This is a genomic window from Streptomyces sp. NPDC058092, from assembly GCF_042884935.1.
In the GTDB taxonomy this organism is placed as follows: domain Bacteria; phylum Actinomycetota; class Actinomycetes; order Streptomycetales; family Streptomycetaceae; genus Streptomyces.
In genome coordinates, this window is record NZ_JBHVSY010000004.1 from 25902 (window position 1) to 42425 (window position 16524).

Genomic DNA, 16524 nt, shown 5'->3' on the forward strand with positions numbered 1-16524 from the left:
CCGTAGTGCGGCAGGACGCGGCAGAGACGATGTCGGAGGCTGCCGGGGCGACATCGGACGAGGCCGCGGCGAAGTCGGACACGGCCGTCGTGCGCGACGCGCTCGGAGTCGGTATAGCCGTCGGGCTCTCCGGCTTCGCCTTCGGCGTGACCTCGGCCGGCTCCGGACTGAGCCTGTTGCAGACCTGCGTGCTCAGCCTCGCCGTCTTCACCGGCGCCTCGCAGTTCGCCCTCGTGGGCGCTCTCGCGGCGGGCGGCAATCCGTACACCGCGGCTGCCGGGGCCTTCTTCCTCGGCGTACGCAACTCGTTCTACGGCCTGCGGCTCTCGCAGCTCCTGGCGCTTCCGCGCGCGCTCCGTCCCTTCGCCGCCCAGTGGGTCATCGACGAGACCACCGCCGTGACACTGCCGCAGCCCACCCGGCGGGCCGCGCGGATCGGTTTCGCCGTTACCGGGCTTACCCTCTACGTGCTGTGGAACCTGACTACGCTGGTGGGGGCCCTCGGCGCCAAGGCGCTCGGCGACACCGACGCCTGGGGACTGGACGCGGCGTCGCCCGCGGTCTTCCTCGCCCTGCTCGCGCCGATGCTGAAGAGCACCACGGAGCGCATCACCGCCGGAATCGCGGTTCTGCTCGCGCTCGGACTGCTGCCCGTACTGCCCGCAGGCGTCCCCGTCCTGCTGTCCGCGCTCGCCGCACCCGCTGTTCTGTTTCTGAGCGGACGCCGGAAGGGAACGCACCGGGACGCGGAAACGAGCCGGTGCGACGCTGCGACGGACCGGTGCGACGCTGCGACGGAGGAGAGCCGATGAACATCTGGATCGCCATCGGGCTGACCGCCATCGGCTGTTACCTGGCCAAACTGCTCGGCCTGCTGGTGCCGGCCGGTGTGCTGGAACGCCCGCTTGCGCAGCGTCTCGCCGCGCTCCTGCCCGTGGCGCTGCTGGCCGCTCTCACCGCCCAGCAGACGTTCGGCGACGGGCAGCACCTGGCGCTGGACGCCAGGGGTGCGGGGCTGGCAGCGGCGGCGCTCGCACTGGTCCTGCGCGCGCCCTTCCTCGTGGTCGTAGGGGCCGCCGTGGTCGTCACAGCAGGGGTACGCGCCCTCGGTTAGACACTGCTGAGGTACGTCCGAGGCACGTTGGTAAGGGGCTCGGTCCTATAGAGCCGAGCCCCTTACACACGCGACACGCAAACAAGCACCCGTCGACCGGCTCAGTGCACCGCGAGGCCCATCGGCGCGGCCTCGGCCACGTCCAGCCGTGCCGCGTCCTTCTCCGGTCGCAGGAAGCAGACGGCGAGCACACCGGCCACCGCCACCAGCCCCGCCATCAGCGGATACGCCGAGCGGTAGCCCGTGGGCACGGAGACCGCCGCATCCACCATCCGGCCCGTGACCAGCGGAGACAGGATCCCGGCGAGGGCGTAGAAGAAAGTCGGCGCACCCAGCGCCACCCCGCGTTGACCGGCCGGTGCGATCCGGGCGGCGGCCGTCTGAGAGACGGTGCGGCCATCTGAGAGACGGTGAGGATCACATTCGTCAACGCCATTAGCCCGACCATCAGCGCGATCTTCACGCCGACCGATTCCACCTCGGCGAACACCGTGATCGCCAGAGCGGCCACACACATCAGGAGACCGCCGCCGAGTCCTACGGGCAGCCTCGGCGCAGTTCCGTACCGACACCGCCACGGACGCCGGCACGGTAGGCGCACGTTCTCAGTCCAGGCTGCGTCCATGGGCCCGCAGTGTCAGGAGCGCCTTGAGCGTCACGATGGGCCGTCCTTCCAGAGCCGTCCCCGGCGCCCACTGCCGCCAGTTCACCGGCCAACCGCCGTCCGCCTGCTGCTCGGCCGCGAGATGATCGAGCGAGCGGGCCAGCTCCTCGTCGGTGAACCAGCTGCGGGCGAGCGAATCGGGTGTGCGGGCGTAGTCGTACGGGAAGTGCTGCTCGCCCGGTGCGTATCCGGCAGCCACCGGGTACTCCGCGTACCGCTCCGGATCCAGTACGGCGAGCCGCTGCTCCCGCACCAGCCGCCCGAGCCGGTCGGCCGCCGCCTCCGCCCGGGCCCGGTCGGGGGCGCCGTCCAGGAAGGCGAGCGCCGCCTCGATCTCGTACGGATGCGACCGGTCCAGGGCGTCGACCGCCGCCCAGCAGAAGTCGGTCGCCCGGAACAGCCAGGCATGCCACACCGCATTGCGGTGCAGGAGCCCGACGACCGGGCCGGTGGCCAACAGCTCCGCCGGCGGGTCGTCGACGATCGGGATGAACGGTGCGGCCGGATAGCCGCGCTGTGACGGCAGGAGAGCGGGCAGCGCCCCCTCCTTCGTGGACACCGCGGTCAGGAAGCGGCAGATCCGCTCCACCCGCGGCCCGTCGCAGCGGCCGATGGAGTCGAGGACATTGAGCGCGTGGGCGGTGTGCAGTGGCTGACTGACGGGGCCACGCAGATCGGGTTCTAGAGCGTGCCCGTATCCGCCGTCCTCATTCAGATAGGCGGCGAGTGCGGTCTCCACGGCGTCCGCACTTCCTTTCAGGAAGTGATGCGCGAACCGCCGCTGTTCTAGGACACGGGCCGTGAGCCAGATGAACTGCTCGGCACGGTTGAGGGGACTTGCTCCGGTTCCAGCCATGGACCGACCGTAGGGCGGTAAGTGCTCTCGGCAGGGCGTAGCGGCCCGGCTGCACTCTCAGGAGCGGGATACTGAGGTCATGCGGTTGACGATTTTCTGGGAACGGATGGCGGACCACTTCGGCGCGGGGTACGCCGATTCCTTTGCGCGCGATCACGTGATGGCCGAGCTCGGCGGGCAGACGGTGCGCCAGGCGCTGGCCACCGGCTGGGACGCCAAGGACGTCTGGCGAGCAGTCTGCACGGCAGTCGACATCCCCGCAGACAAGCGCTGACCTCCGGCTCGTCAGCGGCCGGACCTGTGCTGTTGTCCGGGGCGGGCGGCTGCTTGTCACAGCCGTAGGCGAGACTGGAGCGGTGTCACCGACAGACGAGACAGCCCAGACCCAGACGCCGCTCACCCAGCCCACCCCGGCCGCCCCGTTGGCCGCGCCGTCCGGCACCGGGCCCGCCCGCATGCCGGCGTGGCTGCCGCGCGCGATGGTGCTCGCCCTGGCGCTCTACGCCTGTTTCAGGCTCGGCAGCTGGGCGTTCGACCAGCTCATCGGGCTACTGATCAATGTGCTGATCGCGTTCTTCGTGGCGCTTGCCATCGAGCCCGCGGTGAGCCGGATGTCGGCGCGCGGCATGCGCCGCGGCCTCGCAACCTTCCTGGTCTTCCTCGTGGTGCTGATCGCCGCAGCCGGTTTCGTCGTGCTGCTCGGCTCGATGCTCGCGGGCCAGATCGTCGACATGGTCGAGGAGTTCCCGAAGTATCTGGACTCGGTGATCAACTGGGTCAACCAGAACTTCCACACCGAGCTCTCCCGGGTCGAGGTCCAGGACAGTTTGCTGCACTCCGACTGGCTGCAGAAGTACGTCCAGAACAGTGCGACCGGAGTGCTCGACATCTCCACCACTGTGCTCGGCGGGCTGTTCCGTCTTCTGACGATCTTCCTGTTTTCGTTCTACTTCGCCGCCGACGGCCCCCGGCTGCGGCGGGCCCTGTGCTCCGTACTGCCGCCCGCCAGGCAGGCCGAGGTGCTGCGGGCCTGGGAGATCGCGGTCGACAAGACCGGTGGCTATCTCTACTCGCGCACCCTGATGGCACTCATCTCCGGGATCGCGCACTACCTCCTGCTGGTGATCCTCGGCGTGCCGTACGCGCCCGCGCTCGCCATCTGGGTCGGCTTGGTCTCCCAGTTCATCCCCACGATCGGTACGTATCTGGCGGGCGCCCTGCCGATGCTGATCGCGTTCACCATCGACCCTTGGTACGCGCTGTGGGTGCTCGGCTTCGTCGTGGTCTACCAGCAGTTCGAGAACTATGCGCTGCAGCCCAAGCTCACCTCCAAGACCGTCGACATCCATCCGGCGGTCGCCTTCGGATCGGTCATCGCGGGTACGGCGTTCATGGGCGCTGTGGGTGCGCTGATCGCGATCCCGGCCGTCGCCACGCTCCAGGCGTTCCTCGGCGCCTACGTGAAGCGGTACGACGTGACGGACGACCCGCGGGTGCACGGCCGCCACCAGCAGCGTGGTGAGACGGCGCTCACTCGGCTGCGCCGGTCCTGGCGGACCGCCGAGAGCAGCGAGGCCCGCGGCGGACAGGGCAGGACTCCGGAGCCGGAGGCTCCGGAACGCGCCTGACCGCCTCACCGGTGGGGCCGCCTCGGCGACAGCCCGTCATGCCGGCCGGCCGCCCGGGTCCTGGATCTGCGGACGGCCCCGTTCCCCTCTCATGGGCGTGCCGGTTCGGAATCCTTCAGGGCTGACCGGCCCGGCGCGGTGCGCTTGACAGCAAAATCGAACATCCATTCTCATGGGAATCTGGCCGGGTTTCCCCGGGCCCGACCGTGGAGTTGTCCACAGGCCGGGAGGACGTCGAGGCCCATTGTCAGTGGCAGGGGTTAGCGTCTTTGACGTGAAGCGATCGACTCAAGCAAATCGGGTGGAACCCATGGCAGGAACCGACCGCGAGAAGGCGTTGGACGCCGCACTCGCACAGATTGAACGGCAATTCGGCAAGGGCGCGGTGATGCGCCTCGGTGAGCGGCCGAACGAGCCCATTGAGGTGATTCCCACCGGGTCGACTGCCCTCGACGTGGCCCTCGGCGTCGGCGGCCTGCCGCGCGGCCGTGTGGTGGAGGTCTACGGACCGGAGTCCTCCGGTAAGACGACGCTGACGCTGCACGCCGTGGCGAACGCGCAGAAGCTCGGCGGCTCGGTGGCCTTCATCGACGCGGAGCACGCCCTCGATCCCGAGTACGCGAAGAAGCTCGGCGTCGACATCGACAACCTCATCCTGTCCCAGCCGGACAACGGCGAGCAGGCGCTGGAGATCGTGGACATGCTGGTCCGCTCCGGCGCCCTCGACCTGATCGTCATCGACTCCGTCGCGGCGCTCGTGCCGCGCGCGGAGATCGAGGGCGAGATGGGCGACTCGCACGTGGGTCTGCAGGCCCGCCTGATGAGCCAGGCCTTGCGGAAGATCACCAGCGCGCTCAACCAGTCCAAGACCACCGCGATCTTCATCAACCAGCTCCGCGAGAAGATCGGTGTGATGTTCGGCTCGCCGGAGACCACGACCGGTGGCCGGGCGCTCAAGTTCTACGCCTCGGTGCGTCTGGACATCCGCCGGATCGAGACGCTGAAGGACGGCACCGACGCCGTGGGTAACCGCACCCGCGTCAAGGTCGTGAAGAACAAGGTCGCGCCGCCGTTCAAGCAGGCCGAGTTCGACATCCTCTACGGCCAGGGCATCAGCCGTGAGGGCGGTCTGATCGACATGGGCGTGGAGCACGGCTTCGTCCGCAAGGCGGGTGCCTGGTACACGTACGAGGGTGACCAGCTCGGCCAGGGCAAGGAGAACTCCCGCAACTTCCTCAAGGACAACCCCGATCTTGCCAATGAGATCGAGAAGAAGATCCTTGAGAAGCTGGGCGTCGGAGTCAGGCCGGATGCCGATGCGGCCGAGACCGGTGCGGATGCGGCGGGCGGCGCCACGGCTCCGGCCGACAGCGCGAAGTCGGTGCCCGCTCCGGTCGGCAAGAGCAAGCCGGCCAAGGCCGCGGCGGCCAAGAGCTAGACCGTGACGCGTCGTACGGAGTGGCCGGTCAGCGCCGACGACCATGGCGTCCGTCCCGGTCCTGAATTCGCCGCCGGACACACGGCCGGGTCCGAGGGCGCGTACGAGCCGGAGGCCGGTCCCGGTCACGGCGGCTCGGGCGCCGGATTCGGCGAGGGGGCGGGTCGTCGTGCCCGCTCCCGCTCCAGGAGCAGCGGCTCCCCTTCCTCGTCGAGGGCCGAGAAGGGGGAGCCGCGAGACCCGGTCGAGCAGGCGCGCAACATCTGTCTGCGGCTGCTCACCGGGACCCCGCGCACTAGAAAGCAGCTTGCGGACGCCCTGCGCAAGCGGGAGATCCCGGATGAGGCGGCGGAAGAAGTGCTGTCGCGCTTCGAGGACGTCGGGCTGATCGACGACGCCGCATTCGCGGACGCCTGGGTGGAGTCCCGGCATCACGGCCGAGGGCTGGCCCGCCGCGCTCTCGTCCGTGAGCTGCGCACCAAGGGGGTGGACTCCGCAGTGATCGACGAGGCCGTCGGGCAGCTCGACTCCGATCAGGAGGAGACGACCGCCCGTGAGCTCGTCGCTCGCAAGTTGCGGTCCACTCGCGGCCTGGACCGCGACAAGCGGCTGCGCCGCCTCGCGGGCATGCTCGCCCGCAAGGGGTACGGGGAGGGAATGGCCCTGCGCGTGGTGCGGCAGGCGCTGGAAGAGGAGGGCGAGGACACGGAAGGATTGGACGAGCCCTTCTGACCGGCGGCTCCGACGGACGCTCGCGCGGGGTGGCGGACCGGCGGACGGAAATGACCACGACCGGGAGCGCCGCCGCTGCGGTGACCGTCCACGAGACGTTCCCTTCCCGGGTACTCCTGGGCCGCGGGGCACGACACGACACCTCGGCCGAGACCGGGCGGATTGGCGCCCGGCGGGTGCTGCTCGTCGCGAGCGGGGTCCCCCGGGGCGGCGGCCGACGAGCTCGCCGGGGCCCTGGGCACCCGCCTGGCGGGCCGTTTCGACCGGGCCGAGGCGATGCGGGTCGCCGGGGAGACGGCGACGGACTGCGTGGTGGCGATCGGCGGCGGCTCGGCCATCGGTCTGGCCAAGGCACTGTTGGTACGCACCGGAATGCCGCAGGTCGCCGTCCCGAGCACGTACGCCGGATCCGAGGTGACACCGGTCCTGGGCGAGACGGAGAACGGAGTGAAGGCGACGCGCCGCGATCCGTCGATCGAGCCCGGGACCGTGGTGTACGACCCGGAGCCGACGTCGACGATGGCGCCGGGACTCACCCCGACGAGTTCGCTGAACGCCCTGGCCCACGCGGTCGAGGCACTCTGGGCTCCGAACGCGACCGCCGTGACCGACGCGCTGGCGACCGAGTCGATCGACGGCATCCTCACGGCTCTGCGAGGGGTGCTCGACGCCCCGTCGGCGCCAACCGGCCGCGAGCGGCTCCAGCAGTCCGCCTGGCTCGACGGCCTCTGCCTGGCCCGGACCCGGACCCGGATGAGACTCCACCATCAACTGGCGCACGCGCTCGGCGGCACGTTCGACCTGCCGCACGCGGAGCTCCACGCCATGCTCCTGGCCCATGCTCCTGGCCCACGTCCTGGCCTTCAACCATCCCTCGGCCCCGAAGGCCGCCGCCCGCCTTGAGCGGATCACCGGCGACGACCCGGTCACCGTCATCGGCCGGCTCGCCCGCGGCCATGACGGCCCGACCACGCGCGGAACGCTGGGCGTTCCGCGCGACGGCCTGCGTGCCATCGCCGAACGGGTCGCCGCCCGGCCCTACCCGAACCCGTGCCCGCCGGAGGCCGGTGCGTTCGTCCGGCTCCTCGACGCCGCCTGGTGAACGACCGCGCGGGCCGGGACCATCGGGGTGGTCCGGGCCCGCGCGACGGTCCCGGAAACGGGAACCACGGGCGATGCTGATGCCCTGCGTATCCCGGATGTCCTGAGGGGCAGCGGTACGGCAACGAATACGCCTCGGGCGCGGAGTGGGCGAGGCGGCCGCGACGGTCCTGTCCGGCCTGCGTGAAGCGGCCGGCCGGACAGGGGACGGACGGTGCCTGCACGGGGCGGGCGCCGTCCGTCGGCGTTCAGTGCTGCGCGGCCGCCGAGACGCGACGGAGGCCGGCCGCCGCGATGACGGCGCCCAGCAGGCAGAGCACACCGGTGACGGTGACGGCTGTGTGTACACCGTTCATGAACGCCTGGCCGCTGCCTTCCACGACGGCAGCCCGGAGCCGGTCAGGTATGTCGGGCGAGACCGGAGCGACCCCCATCGCCACCGCGTCCTTGGCCTCCGCCATCCCGGCAGCCACACGCGCCGGGACGCCCGCCGCGGTCAGTTCTCCGGTCAGCGTCGAGCCGACCCGGCTGCTGATCAGCGAGACGAGTACGGACGTCCCCAGCGCGCCGCCGATCTGCAGGGCGGTGGCCTGGATGCCGCCCGCCACGCCGCCGTCCTCGACGGGGGCCTGGCCGACGATGGCGTCCGACGAGGCGGCCAGCACCATGCCGACGCCGAGGCCGAGCGCGACGAACGGCGGCCACATCGTGGCGTAGGAGGAGCCGGTGTCCCAGGTCAGCATGGTGAAGGCGGCGGCGGCCTGGAGCAGCATGCCCAGCGGCATGGAGAGCCGCGGCCCGAAACGGGCGGTCAGCGCCGCCCCGAGGGGAGAGGCCACCAGGGAGGCGAGGCTGAGCGGCAGCGTGCGCACACCGGCCTCGACGGGGGTGAAGCCCCGCACGTTCTGCAGGTAGAGCATCACGAAGAAGATCAGGCCGAGCATCACGAAGAAGTTGAGCGCGGTGATGACCGTACCGGTGGTCAGCGCGCGGCTGCGGAACAGCCGCATCGGCAGCAACGGGTGCGCGACACGGGTCTCGAACCAGCCGAAGGCGACCAGGATCAGCACACCCGCCCCGACAGACCCCAGGGTGCCCGCCGAGGACCAGCCCCACGTCTCGCCCTTGACGACGCCGAAGATCACGCACAGCAGACCCAGCGCCAGCAGGACGACGCCGGCGACGTCGAAGCGGTGCCGGCCGGTCGAGTTCTTGCTCTGCGGCAGCACAGCGGCGCTGACCAGCACCGCGATCACGCCGATGGGGGCGTTGATGTAGAACACGGACTCCCAGTTGACGTGCTCGATCAGCAGGCCCCCGACGATCGGCCCGAGCGCCGTCGAGACCATGGCCCAGATGCCCACGGCCATACCGAACTTGCGCGGCGGGAACACCGCACGCAGCAGGCCCAGCGTGTTGGGCATCAGCAGACCTCCGAAGAAGCCCTGTACCGCCCGGAAGGTGATGACGCCCTCGACGGAGCCGGACAGACCGATGGCGACCGATGCCAGGGTGAACCCGACGACACCGGTCATGTAGTACGTACGCCGTCCGAAGCGGTCGCCGAGCTTGCCGCCCAGAATCAGCGAGGCCGCCAGAGCGAGCAGATAGGCGTTGGTCACCCACTGCAGGTCCGCGGTGGACGCCTTGAACGCGCGGCCGATCTCCGGATTGGCGATCGCCACGACGGATGCGTCGAGCTGGACCATGAAGAGGCCGAAGGTGACCGCGAGGAGGGTCAGCCAGGGGTTGGAGCGCCTGCCGCGGGGCTGCGACGCCTCCGGTGGGGAGGCGGCGGGCAGGGACGAGTGATCCACGGTGGTGGACGGCATGGAAGTGCCTTGTCTGTCTGGAGTGCGGTGGGAACCGGAGTGCTACGGGAAGCAGGGAAGGGCGGGAGCGCGCCACGCCCGGCCCGCCGGGGCGGACGGAGCGGGTCTGTCTCCGGGCACGGGAGATCCCCACGGGCACGGAGACAGCCGTGCGCGCGGTCGGTCGCGTCCCCCGGCAGGGGGATCGCGGGGTTACTCGGCGGCGGGCACGGGGCGCAGATGACGCGTGAGCGACGTCAGCGCGCCGAGGGCCGAACCGAGTGCGTCCATCTCACCGTCGGTGAGGGACTGGAGAGCCTGGGACATGTGGGCGCCCTCGAGGCGCCGGACCTCGGCCAGCTCCCGCCGCGCCCTTGAGGTCGGATACAGATGGGCGATCCGCTTGTCCCCGGTGTCCTGCCGGCGCTCCAGCAGTCCCTGCTCGGTGAGCTGGGAGACGAGGGCGCTGACGTTGTTCGGCCGCATCAGCAGGGCGTCGGCGGCCTGGCGCACGGTGGCGCCCTCCTGCTGCGATACGAAGCGCAGCAGCGCGAGTTGCCCCTCGGGCGGCTTGGGCCGCGCGAAGTCCTGGGCGACCCGCCGGTCGAGAGCCCGGTTCAGCGCGGGCAGGCACGCCGTGAGCGCAGCGGCCACACGGTCGAGGTCCTGGGCGGACGCGCGGGAATCGGACATGGCTCGAATGGTAGATCTGAAAACATAGGTATGTCAAAGGATATGTCTGGGGCGCAGTCCTCGTGCGGCAACGCACGCTCCTGTTCCCCGGAGTTTCCCGGCCGGTGTGGCGGGTGGTACTCAGCGGCCGACGCCGCCCCGGCAGGCGTCGGCCCCCGGGGCGGCGTCGGCCGCCGAACGGGCCGGCAGCCGGATCAGACTTCGGCCGCGGCCTGCTCGGGCGCGGCGGCCTTGCTCCGGCCGTCGACGCCCGAGGCGGCGCGGGCGGCCGGGATGACGCTCGCGATGACCGCGGCGACCAGTGCGATGCCGCAGCCGATCACCAGGCCGGTACGGAAGCCGCTCTCGGAGGTGAAGCTGTGTCCGCCCATGGTGACCGTCATCTGGGAGAGGACCACGCCCATCACGGCGGCGCCGACCGACGTGCCCAGTGAACGCATGAGGGTGTTGAACCCGTTGGCGGCGGCGGTCTCGGAGAGCGGTACCGAGCTCATGATCAGCGCGGGCATCGATCCGTAGGCGAGGCCCACGCCGCTGTTGATGACCATGAGGGCCAGCATGAGGCCCCACGCGGAGCCCATGAGGACGAGCGACAGGCCGTACCCGGCGGCCAGCACCAGGACACCGCAGATCAGGGTGAACTTCGGGCCGCGGGCGTCGGTGAGCTTTCCGCCGAACGGCGAGACGATCATCATCATGATGCCGCCGGGCGCCATCCACAGGCCGGCGGCGAGCATCGACTGACCCAGGCCGTAGCCGGTGGCCTCCGGGAACTGGAGCAACTGCGGCACGACCAGCATGCTCGCGTACATGCCGAAGCCGACGAAGATCGAGGCGACGTTGGTGAACAGCACCCGGGGGCGGGCCGTGGTGCGCAGGTCGATCAGCGGCTCCCGCGTGCGCAGTTCCCAGGCACCCCAGGCCAGCAGGATCACGACGGCGGCGGCGAACAGTCCGAGGGTCGTCGCCGAGGCCCAGCCCCAGTTGGCGCCCTTCGACACGGCGAGCAGCAGGCAGACCAGTCCGGCGCCGAGTCCGACCGCGCCGAGGGCGTCGAAGCGCTGACCCTTGGCGCCGGCCGGGACGTCGGGGATGACGAACCAGATCGCGACGGCGATCGCCACGGCCAGGACGGTGGAGCCCCAGAACAGCACCCGCCAGTTGGCGTACTGGGCGACTGCCGCGGCGATCGGCAGGCCGAGCCCGCCGCCGATGCCCATGGAGGCGCTCACCAGCGCGATGGAGGAGCTGAGCTTCTCCGCCGGGACCACGTCGCGCAGCAGGGCGATGCCCAGCGGCACCATGCCCATGCCCATGCCCTGCAGTCCACGCCCGATGATCATGGGGACGATGGAGGAGGCGAGGGCGCAGACCAGTGAGCCGGCCACGAGCGGCACGGAGCACGCCAGGAGCATGCGGCGCTTGCCGATCAGGTCGCCGAGGCGTCCGCAGATCGGTACACAGATCGCCCCCGCCAGCAGGGTGACGGTGATCACCCATGCCGCGTTCGACGGCGAGGTGTGCAGGATCTGGGGCAGCTCCGCGATGAGCGGCGTGACCAGTGTCTGCATGATCGCGGCGGTGATGCCGGCGAGGGCCAGCGTGGCGACCACGCCACCGGCGCGGGCCGTGGGCTGGGGGGCGTCCATTCGGGACTCCATAAGTGAGGGGCTGCCGGGCATCATTCGCTCGCCCGGAGCCAAAAGTAAACATCTGCTTACATGGAAGCTAGGGCAGGGAGGGGAGTGAGGTCAACATCTGTTTACATGGTGGCGCGGGCGGTACCGTTCGAGCAGAGAGAGGACAGCCATGAAAGCCAGCAGTTCCCAGGCAGCTCCCGCGCCCCTGGCGCCGACGGACAACAGCCCGCCGCCCTCCCGGCGAGGTGCCGGCGCCAGGACCCGTGGGCTCCTGCTCGACGCGGCCCGCCGACGCTTCGCGTACGACGGATACGCGGCCACGACCGTGCGCGACATCGCTGATGACGCCGGTGTCAACGTCGCGCTCATCAACCGTTACTTCCAGTCCAAAGAAGGCCTCTTCGAAGCCTGTCTGAAGGCGGTCATCGACGAACTCGTCCACGCGGCGGGCACGGTGGCCGACCTGGCACAGATTCCGGAGATCATCGTCAGTCACACCGCGGGCGTGCTCGCCACGGACGGTCCCAGGGACGCACTCCTGCTGCTGCTGCGTTCCTCCGGCGACGAGCGCACCGAGCAGATGCGCACCGGCCTGCTGCGCACGTTCAGTGAGCGGCTCGCCTCGGCGGCCGGCTGGCGGCCCGAGGACCCCGACGATGACGGGCTCCTCCTGCGGGCCCAACTCGTTCTGTCCGTGGCCTTCGGCATCACGGTGCTGCGCGCCTCTCCCGGTCTGGAGCCGCTCGCGTCGGCCACATCGCAGGACCTCACGGGGCCACTGCGCGATCTGGTCGACGCGCTGCTCACCCGTCACTGAGGCGCGGCGCGGCGCCGCGTCCCGGTCACGGGCCGGGCCGCCGCCCTCGTACCCTCATCGAATGCCGCGCCCGGGGCGTCCGTCCGGTCGCGGATCACTGCCCGGCGCGGGCGGCGCGGGCGATGGTGGCGTCGATCAGCGCGAGCGCATCCGCGGCGGTGCGGCCGGGGCAGCGGTTCCACGGTCCGATCAGACCGGTCCAGCCCCGGGACCGGAGTTCGGCGACAAGCCAGGCGCCAGCCCGGTCCACGGTGTCGAGGGAGCCGTAGCCCAGGCGGTGGGCGGTGAGCAGAGCGCCGCAGACGCACCGGGCGCCGCGGGCGTTGCGGAGCCGGTACGGGGTGTTCTGCCAGCCCCACTCGGTCAGGATCTGCCGTGCGCAGGCGAGATGGGTGGAGGGCCGCACCTCGGGCTGCCCGATGCGCCGCCAGGAGTGGAGCCGGTCGGGGAGGATCGCGCCGAGCCGCCCGGGGAGGGGCCGCTCGCGCGGCGCGGCGGCCGGCAGGGCCCGCACGGACTCGGCGATGAGCTGATCGACCGGTACGGACAGCAGGTCGCGCCAGTCGGCCGGCTGACGGTCCGCCGGCCGGTCCGCGGCGCCGGGGGAGGAGGGGGGTACGGGTTCGGCGGCGGTGAGGTCCCAGCCGGTGACGATCTGCTGCCAGGCCTCGGTGTCGTGGAGGTGAGCGGCCTGGGCATCGAGCTGGTCAGGGGTCAAGGTGGGCGTCGGCATGGGTGCGAAGTCTCCGTCACGTCGGTCCTTGGCGTTGAGCCGAATGTCCGTCGGGTACGGAGATTGCTCCACCGGAGCGCGGCGTTCGGGTGTATCGAGGCGGATTCGGGGCACCGGCGAGCGGGCTGCGGGGCCCGGCCCCGCACCCGGGCGGTACCGAGTTCATGGAGCGTCAGGCATGCTCTACGACGGTGCGCCCGCCCGCAGCCCGGGCGGATGTTCCCGTACGACGCGTGCGGTCCGGGCACGCCCATAGCCGGAGGGGGCAGTTCTCAGCGCCGGAGTCGGCAGTTCTCAGCGCCGGAGTCGGCCGTTCTCAGCCGGATGCTCCGCCGCCGACCACGTCCGTCCAGCCGCCGGACCCGTTCTCAGGCCTCGACCGGAAGCCCCGCCGCACGCCACGCCTGGAACCCGCCGATCACATCGGTCGCCCGATGCAGCCCCAGCTGTCGCAGGGACGCGACGGCGAGGCTCGACGCGTAGCCCTCGTTGCAGACGACCACGACCTGGAGGTCGTGGCTCACCGCCTCCGGGGCCCGGTGGCTGCCCTGCGGGTCGAGCCGCCACTCCAGCTCATTGCGTTCGACGACCAGCGCCCCCGGAATCAGTCCGTCCCGTTCCCGCAGCTCCGCATAGCGGATGTCGACGAGAAGCGCCCCGTCCGCGGTGGCGACGAGCGCCTCCCGCGGGCCGACCCGGACGAACCCGGCCCGGACCCGTTCCAGCAGCTCGTCGATCCCGACCGGTGTCGTACCACGCCGAGGGCTGTCGCTCACTGCCAGTCCTCCGGCCGTTCGACCTGCTCGAGACGGAGTACCGCACCGGTGCGGCTGTAGCGCCGGATCTGCGGCAGCGGCGGGTAGTACGCATGGACGGAGACGGCGTGTTCCGCGCCCGATTCGTTCAGCACCTCGTGGACGTGGTGGCGGCCGAACGCCCTGCCCTGGCCGGTGGCCAACTGCCGGGAACGGTCGATGCCTTCGGTGAGTTCGAGCGTCTTCCAGCCGTCGGTGGGCAGCCGGGCGGCTAGCGACAGCTCCTTGAGGGCGCCGACCGCGGTGGTGAAGGCGCCGATCGAGTCGGCGTGGTCGTGCCAGCCGGTGCCGGTACCCGGCGGCCAGCCGATCAGCCAGGCCTCGCTGCCGCCCGGCCCTTCGAGCTGGACCCAGGTGCGGCCTTCGGGATCGAGAGGAAGTGAGGCGATGATCGCGGCGTCGACGGCGACACGGCGGACGAAATCGAGCAGCTCCGCGGCCGTCGGACCGGAAGCACCATCGGCGGCGGAGGAGGACATGCGTACAGAGGGTGACGAAGGGGCAGACACAGAGACCGTCCTGAGGGTTCGCGCGGACGCACGACCGTGCGGCAGAGCGCACGGCGTGGCAGGAAGAGGCGATTCAGCAGGACGGACGACACATGCAGCCCGCATAGCGGACGAGGTCCATATGGACCCTCCGCCACAGGCGCACATCGGTGTCGATCACGTTCCGGAGTACACCATGCACGTCCGCATCGGTCAATTGATGCCCGCAGTCTGGTCGGAGCGCACGGAGGCGCGCGCCGCCCCGCCCCGCACCGCGTCCGCCGCCGCGAAGAGCTCCCGGGGCCGTACCCCGCCGAAGGACGCCACGAGATGACCGTCCGGCCTGATCAGCAGCACGGTGTGGGCCGACGCCCCCGGATAGCTCTCGGTCACCAGCAGCTCGCCCTTCACCGGCAACGCGTCGACAGCCGCGACCAGCCGCGGCATGACGCCGGCGCTCATCCAGTGACGCCGGTCCCACACCCCCGTACCGGGCGCCACCAGGACCACCAGCAGATGCCCCTGACCCAGCCGCTCGCGCAGCCGCACGGTCGTGCCGTCCGGAGCCGTCACCCGCACATCGGTGACCGGCGCACCGGGGGGCGTACCCACGGAGGTGTGCGCCTCGGCGCGTGGGGGCGCAAGGGGTGAGTGCGAGTACGAGGGGGGCGCACCGAGGGGGCCACAGCCCAGATGTCCGTCGGTGAGCAGCGAGTCGTGCCCCCGTGCGCTCCCCGGGACCAGGGTCCGCAGACCTCCGCCGCCACGCAGTATCGGCAGCGACTGGTCCGCGGCGCGCAGCCGTGCGGCGACCGCGGCCCGGCGCTCGGCCTGGTAGCTGTCGAGCAGTACGTCGGAGGCGCCGTGGTGCCAGGCCTGGGCGAGTTTCCAGGCCAGGTTCTCGGCGTCCCGCAGCCCCTCGTCGAGCCCCTGGGTGCCGAGCGCGCCCAGCAGATGGGCGGCGTCCCCGGCCAGGAAGGCCCGGTCGGCCCGCCAGCGCAGGGCGAGCCGGTGGTGCAGCGTGTACACACCCGTGTCCAGCAGTTCGTACGGCGGTGTCTCGCCGCACCAGCCCGCCAGCGTGTCCCGGATCCGGGCGATCAGGGCGTCCGGCGTGACGAGCTCGCCGCGCGGCGGCAGCAGCCAGTCCAGCCGCCAGGCGCCGTCCGGCAGCGGCCGTGCGGTCACCTCGGCGCCGCCGGTCCGCCACGGCGGCAGCCGGTGCAGCACGGCCTGTCCCGGCCAGGGAAGCTCGGTGTGCAGCGCTGCGACGGCATGCCGTTCCACCGCCGTACGCCCGGGAAAACGGATGTCGAGGAGCTTGCGTACGGTGGACCTGGCGCCGTCGCAGCCCACCAGGTAACTCCCGCGCCACCAGGTCGGGTTCGGCTTCCTGGTGTGCACCGTGACCCCGGCCGGGTCCTGCTCCAGCGTGTCGATCCGGCTGTACGGGGCCACCTGGACCAGCTCCTGAGCGGCCACCGCGTCCCGCAGCCCGCGCGTCAGGACGTGCTGCGGCAGATGAGTCGGGGCAGGCAGCGGATCACCGTCGGGGGAGTCCACGCCGAGCGCCAGCTCACGCACCACCTGCTTGCGCCGCATGGACCGCCAGCCGGACCACCGGATGCCCTCGTGCCGCAGCGCCTTGCAGCCGAGCCGTTCCGCCAGGGCGGCGGTGTCCTCGCGCAGCACCACCGTACGGGCCGGACGCGTCTCGTCCTTGGCCGGGTCCTCGTCGAGAAGGACGGAGGGGACGCCCTGCGCCGCGAGAGCGAGCGACAGCGTCAGGCCGACGGGCCCGGCGCCGACGACGATCACCGGGTCCACGACGAGGCTCCTCGAATGCGTGCAGGCAATGCAGGCGAAGAGAGCCAAACGGGCTTAGGGGGCGGAGGAGATGTGGCGGCGGGGGCTCGGTGCGCGATCACAGAAGGTATGCAACCTACTGCCGGTGCTTGCGTCAAGCGACCCCGGAACGCGGCGAGGGGCGGTGG

Annotated in this window: 19 protein-coding genes; 9 read left to right on the top strand and 10 right to left on the bottom strand. The window is 71.2% G+C overall.

Annotated elements, in window-relative coordinates:
• The first annotated feature begins 29 nt into the window (after positions 1-29).
• Positions 30-812, top strand: coding sequence for an AzlC family ABC transporter permease (locus ACFVV1_RS08460; RefSeq protein WP_389987302.1), 783 nt, complete (start codon positions 30-32; stop codon positions 810-812).
• Positions 809-1114, top strand: a complete 306-nt coding sequence (locus ACFVV1_RS08465) for an AzlD domain-containing protein (protein ID WP_266749078.1) — start codon at positions 809-811, stop codon at positions 1112-1114. Before ACFVV1_RS08460 ends, ACFVV1_RS08465 begins: the two co-directional genes overlap by 4 nt.
• Before the next feature lie 101 nt (positions 1115-1215).
• On the opposite strand, the gene ACFVV1_RS08470 is transcribed toward ACFVV1_RS08465, so the two are convergent.
• Both ACFVV1_RS08470 and ACFVV1_RS08475 read right to left on the bottom strand, forming a co-directional pair.
• Positions 1216-1455: a hypothetical protein gene (locus ACFVV1_RS08470; RefSeq protein ID WP_389986453.1), complete on the bottom strand. Its 240-nt coding sequence runs from the start codon at positions 1453-1455 to the stop codon at positions 1216-1218.
• Positions 1456-1719: 264 nt separating this feature from the next.
• Positions 1720-2634, bottom strand: a complete 915-nt coding sequence (locus ACFVV1_RS08475; RefSeq protein ID WP_389986456.1) for a hypothetical protein — start codon at positions 2632-2634, stop codon at positions 1720-1722.
• A 79-nt stretch (positions 2635-2713) separates the two neighbouring features.
• Between ACFVV1_RS08475 and ACFVV1_RS08480 the strand changes: the two genes are divergently transcribed.
• From ACFVV1_RS08480 to ACFVV1_RS08505, 6 genes are all read left to right on the top strand, one after another.
• Positions 2714-2908 carry a DUF3046 domain-containing protein gene (locus tag ACFVV1_RS08480; protein WP_389986459.1) on the top strand — a complete coding sequence of 65 codons (195 nt, stop codon included), beginning with the start codon at positions 2714-2716 and terminating at the stop codon, positions 2906-2908.
• Positions 2909-3089: 181 nt separating this feature from the next.
• Entirely contained in the window at positions 3090-4262 is a 1173-nt protein-coding gene (locus tag ACFVV1_RS08485; RefSeq protein WP_389987305.1) for an AI-2E family transporter, read from the top strand.
• 310 nt (positions 4263-4572) lie between these two features.
• Positions 4573-5700, top strand: coding sequence for a recombinase RecA (gene recA, locus ACFVV1_RS08490; RefSeq protein WP_389986462.1), 1128 nt, complete (start codon positions 4573-4575; stop codon positions 5698-5700).
• A 3-nt stretch (positions 5701-5703) separates the two neighbouring features.
• Complete coding sequence (gene recX, locus ACFVV1_RS08495; protein ID WP_389986465.1) at positions 5704-6432, top strand: recombination regulator RecX; 729 nt, start codon at positions 5704-5706, stop codon at positions 6430-6432.
• Positions 6433-6594: 162 nt separating this feature from the next.
• A complete protein-coding gene (locus ACFVV1_RS08500; RefSeq protein ID WP_389986468.1) occupies positions 6595-7335 on the top strand; it encodes an iron-containing alcohol dehydrogenase in 741 nt (246 codons plus the stop codon).
• A complete protein-coding gene (locus ACFVV1_RS08505) occupies positions 7271-7534 on the top strand; it encodes a hypothetical protein (RefSeq protein WP_389986472.1) in 264 nt (87 codons plus the stop codon). The genes ACFVV1_RS08500 and ACFVV1_RS08505 overlap by 65 nt, the downstream gene beginning before the upstream one ends.
• 247 nt (positions 7535-7781) lie before the next feature.
• Here ACFVV1_RS08505 and ACFVV1_RS08510 read toward each other — a convergent pair whose 3' ends face one another.
• The 3 genes from ACFVV1_RS08510 to ACFVV1_RS08520 form a co-directional block, all read right to left on the bottom strand.
• Positions 7782-9365 (bottom strand): MFS transporter, encoded by a 1584-nt coding sequence (locus ACFVV1_RS08510; protein WP_389986475.1) that lies wholly within the window; start codon positions 9363-9365, stop codon positions 7782-7784.
• A 192-nt stretch (positions 9366-9557) separates the two neighbouring features.
• Positions 9558-10037: a MarR family winged helix-turn-helix transcriptional regulator gene (locus tag ACFVV1_RS08515; protein WP_389986478.1), complete on the bottom strand. Its 480-nt coding sequence runs from the start codon at positions 10035-10037 to the stop codon at positions 9558-9560.
• A 194-nt stretch (positions 10038-10231) separates the two neighbouring features.
• Complete coding sequence (locus ACFVV1_RS08520) at positions 10232-11686, bottom strand: MFS transporter (RefSeq protein WP_389986481.1); 1455 nt, start codon at positions 11684-11686, stop codon at positions 10232-10234.
• Positions 11687-11846: 160 nt separating this feature from the next.
• Here ACFVV1_RS08520 and ACFVV1_RS08525 point away from each other — a divergent pair, with 160 nt between their 5' ends.
• Positions 11847-12494, top strand: a complete 648-nt coding sequence (locus ACFVV1_RS08525; protein ID WP_389986484.1) for a TetR/AcrR family transcriptional regulator — start codon at positions 11847-11849, stop codon at positions 12492-12494.
• A gap of 94 nt (positions 12495-12588) precedes the next feature.
• On the opposite strand, the gene ACFVV1_RS08530 is transcribed toward ACFVV1_RS08525, so the two are convergent.
• From ACFVV1_RS08530 to ACFVV1_RS08550, 5 genes are all read right to left on the bottom strand, one after another.
• On the bottom strand, positions 12589-13227 hold the full coding sequence (locus ACFVV1_RS08530) for a hypothetical protein (RefSeq protein WP_389986487.1): 639 nt from the start codon (positions 13225-13227) through the stop codon (positions 12589-12591).
• A gap of 368 nt (positions 13228-13595) precedes the next feature.
• Entirely contained in the window at positions 13596-14003 is a 408-nt protein-coding gene (locus ACFVV1_RS08535; protein WP_389986490.1) for a rhodanese-like domain-containing protein, read from the bottom strand.
• The gene (locus ACFVV1_RS08540) at positions 14000-14521 is read right to left on the bottom strand and encodes a cysteine dioxygenase (protein ID WP_389986493.1); all 522 of its coding nucleotides are present in this window, start codon (positions 14519-14521) and stop codon (positions 14000-14002) included. Before ACFVV1_RS08540 ends, ACFVV1_RS08535 begins: the two co-directional genes overlap by 4 nt.
• Positions 14522-14624: 103 nt before the next feature.
• On the bottom strand, positions 14625-14732 hold the full coding sequence (locus tag ACFVV1_RS08545) for a putative leader peptide (protein WP_389986496.1): 108 nt from the start codon (positions 14730-14732) through the stop codon (positions 14625-14627).
• A gap of 11 nt (positions 14733-14743) precedes the next feature.
• On the bottom strand, positions 14744-16357 hold the full coding sequence (locus ACFVV1_RS08550) for an FAD-dependent monooxygenase (RefSeq protein WP_389986499.1): 1614 nt from the start codon (positions 16355-16357) through the stop codon (positions 14744-14746).
• Positions 16358-16524 lie beyond the last annotated feature (167 nt).